Annotated in this window: 3 protein-coding genes; all 3 read left to right on the top strand. The window is 66.9% G+C overall.

The genetic code is table 11. The annotated features are described in order from the left end of the window. Positions 1–18: 18 nt before the first annotated feature. Entirely contained in the window at positions 19–1086 is a 1068-nt protein-coding gene (locus tag WEE69_06370) for a tellurite resistance/C4-dicarboxylate transporter family protein (GenBank protein MEX1144910.1), read from the top strand. Further along, entirely contained in the window at positions 1086–2153 is a 1068-nt protein-coding gene (locus WEE69_06365; protein MEX1144909.1) for an MFS transporter, read from the top strand. The genes WEE69_06370 and WEE69_06365 overlap by 1 nt, the downstream gene beginning before the upstream one ends. Continuing rightward, on the top strand, positions 2153–2871 hold a 719-nt coding region (locus tag WEE69_06360; protein MEX1144908.1), incomplete at its 3' end, for a molybdopterin-dependent oxidoreductase. The genes WEE69_06365 and WEE69_06360, both read left to right, overlap by 1 nt.

Here is a 2871-nt window from a genome sequence, read left to right as displayed (position 1 = left end):
CAGGGCTAGGTTTGCGCCGTGACGCCGATCCGTTCAGCGGATGCGTCCGCGCGTTCCACGTCGTGGCTCGCCGGGCTGTTTCCCGGGTACTTCGCACTGGTCATGGCGACCGGCATCGTGGCCATCGCGGCGGCGCAGCAGGAGATCCACTGGCTCGCGGACGGGCTCTTCGGCGCCGCGCTGATCTCCTACGTCGTTCTCGCGGTGCTCTTTGTCGCGCGCCTCGTTCGGCATCGTAACGCGTTCGTCGGCGATCTGACGAGCCACCTCAAGGGCCCCTCATTCCTCACTCTCGTCGCGGGCACCAACGTGCTCGGAAGCGCGGCAGTCGTCGTCGGCGAGTGGTGGTGGCTCGGCTGGACCCTGTGGGTGGTGGGAATCGCCCTGTGGATGGTGCTCGTCTACACGATCTTCGCTGCGCTGATGCTGCGCGAACCGAAGCCCGCGGTGGCGCAGGGGATCAACGGAACCTGGTTCCTGTTCACCGTGGCCACGCAATCGGTGGCGGTCCTGGGCGCACTGCTCTCGATGCGCGTCGCCGCCCCGGAGATCCTCCTCTTCGTGTGCGCTTGTGCATTTTTCCTCGGCCTCTTCCTCTATATGGTGGTCGCGACGCTCGTGGTCTACCGGTTCGTGTTCGTTGAGCTTCGGGTCGAGGAGACCCACCCCCCGTACTGGATCAGTCTGGGGGCGGCCGCGATCTCCGTGCTGGCTGGCTCCAACCTGCTGCTCGTGCCGGGGAGCTCCGCAATCGTGAAGCAGCTCGATCCGTTCCTGTCGGGAATGGTCGTGCTCGCGTGGGCCACCGCCACGTTCTGGATACCGGTGATGATCGTCCTCGGCGCGTGGCGCCATGGTGTTCGACGCGTTCCCGTGCGCTACGACCCGCAGTACTGGTCGCTGGTGTTCCCCCTCGGCATGTACTCCGTGGCGACGTTCCGGATGGCCGCCGCAGTGGACATCGACTTCCTCGACGGTCTGCCGAAGGTGATGCTCGGTGTTGCCCTCATTGCCTGGACGCTCGCTTTCGTCGGTCTTCTTCGACTGCTGCTCGCCGTGGCGTGGCGCACGACTCGAGCCTCGTGATGTCGGTGCGAGCGCGATCGCTTTCGGCGCCGGGGGAGGAACGTCTCGACCCGCGGGCGTTGGCGTTCGGCGCGCTCGCGACCGCGGTCACGGTCCTGCTCGTCGTACTCGGGAGCTCGGGGCTCCGCTGGTTCGACTCGGCGCTCGTCGCCTATCTCGTCGGCACGCTGTTCGCGATCTTCGGCGTGGTGTACCGGTACACGGTCTGGCTGCAACGCCCACCGACGGCGCGTCTGCATCGACGGGGGTGGGAAGCCATGTGGCGCCGCGGCCGGCGCGGCGCCAACGCCCGAATGGCCCCCGGCCTCGTGGCCAAGAACCTGCTCGGTCAGACGTTCATCCGCAAACGTTCCCCAAGCCGGTGGTTCGCGCACCAGCTCATCTTCTGGGGCTGCATCCTGGCCGCGCTCGTCACCTTCCCGCTCACGTTCGGATGGCTGCACTTCGAGTCCGTTGGCCAGGACTCCGAGCAGCACCGCGCGTACCTCGCCGGATTCGGGACGTTCGAGTTCGACTCGACGAGCGTCTTGGGGTTCCTCATCTTCCACGCGCTCGACATCGCCGCGTTCTTGGTCATCGCCGGCGTGATCATCTTCCTGAGGCGACGACTCCACGACCCCGGAGCACTCGCCGTCGAGCGATCGAACGACTTCCTTGCGCTCGCGGGACTCTTCGCCGTCTCGATCACCGGCCTGATGCTGACCGTCTCGAGCCTGTGGATGGACGGACGCTTCTACACGTTCCTCACCACCACGCACGCGCTGACGGTGATCCTGGGGCTCATGTACATCCCGTTCGGCAAGCTGTTCCACATCTTCCAGCGGCCCGCGAACATCGGTGTCGCGTTCTACAAGCGCGATGCCGCCGCCGGACCCCAGCAGACGTGCCGAGAGTGTACGGAGCCCTACGCGTCGCGGCTCCAGGTCGACGATCTCAAGGCAGTCCTCCCGAAGGTCGGCTTCGACTACACGCTCGCAGACGGGGGAAACTGGCAGGACGTGTGCCCCCGCTGTCGGCGCGCGCTCTTCGCCCACGCGCAGACGCAACGAGTCGGAGGTTTCGGCTGATGGCACGTCCCCCGATAACCGACGAGGAGCTCGTCAAGAAGTACGGCCCTCATCTCAACGAAACCCCGCCCGGCGGCTGGGACGCGGGGCTCGACTTCGACCGCCAGGTGAAGACGCACTGCTGCTTCTGCGGACAACAGTGCGGGATCATCCTCAAAGCACGTGGGAACGAGGTCGTCGGGTTCGAGCCGTGGTACGAGTTCCCGTTCAACGAGGGCAAGCTCTGCCCGAAGGGCGTGAAGCGCTACCTCCAAGGCAGCCACCCGGATCGGCTGCTCGACCCGATCATGCGCACCTCGAGCGGGTTCGAGACGTCGACCTGGGACCGTGCGCTCGGCACGGTCGCGGACGAGATCCGCCGCATCCAGGGCGAACACGGCGACGACGCGTTCGCGATGCTCTCCGGCGTCTCCCTGTCGAACGAGAAGTCGTACCTCATCGGCAAGTTCGCCCGGCTTGCGCTGCACACCGCGAACCTCGACTACAACGGGCGCCTCTGCATGGTCTCGGCCGGTGCGGCCGGCAAGAAGGCGCTCGGGATCGACCGCGCCGCGAACCCGTGGTCCGACATCCCGCTCGCCGACGTGGTGTTCATTGCCGGTGCCAACGTCGCGGAGTGCGCGCCCATCACCACGAGCTACATCTGGCGGGCGCGCGACCGCGGCGCCAAGCTCATCGTCGCCGATCCCCGGGTCGTGCCGCTCGCGCGGACCGCCGA

It is taken from the genome of Acidimicrobiia bacterium, assembly GCA_040881685.1.
Lineage (GTDB): Bacteria > Actinomycetota > Acidimicrobiia > IMCC26256 > PALSA-555 > SHVJ01.
The sequence above is the reverse complement of the archived record's forward strand: the minus strand, read 5'-3'. Positions and strand labels throughout refer to the sequence as shown.